2 protein-coding genes are annotated in these 408 nt (G+C 43.9%); both read left to right on the top strand.

What is annotated here, in order from left to right; translation table 11 throughout:
- A partial coding sequence (gene ccsA / locus RVS70_RS22875; RefSeq protein WP_321135034.1) for a cytochrome c biogenesis protein CcsA occupies positions 1-260 on the top strand: 260 nt, incomplete at its 5' end.
- A gap of 80 nt (positions 261-340) precedes the next feature.
- The coding region (locus tag RVS70_RS22880) for a hypothetical protein (protein WP_268396636.1) at positions 341-408 on the top strand (68 nt) is incomplete at its 3' end.

The following is a 408-nucleotide window of genomic DNA, read 5'->3' on the forward strand; positions in this document are numbered from 1 at the left end:
TTCCGGTCTTTACGCTCGGCGCACTGATCTTTGCGATGATTTGGGCTCAGCTCGCGTGGACGAGATTTTGGGGCTGGGACCCTAAGGAAGTATGGGCGCTGATCACGTTTTTGTTTTATGCCGCTTACTTGCATTTAAGACTGTCAAGAGGCTGGCACGGTGAGAAGTCAGCATGGCTGGCCGTAATCGGTTTTGCTATTATTATGTTTAATTTAATATTCGTAAATCTAGTGCTTGCCGGACTTCATTCTTATGCATAGTCCTTTGAAAGCGACACAGTTCTCAAACTTTCTCACGATTTGATAAAATGAAAGTAACAGAAGGAAAGCAGGGGGAAAACATGGACCAAACGAACGAAACAAAAATATTAGTAGTTGATGACGAAGCCAGAATTCGCCGCCTTTTAAG

The sequence above is a fragment of the Virgibacillus sp. M23 genome (assembly GCF_034190895.1).
GTDB lineage: Bacteria > Bacillota > Bacilli > Bacillales > Amphibacillaceae > Virgibacillus > Virgibacillus salarius.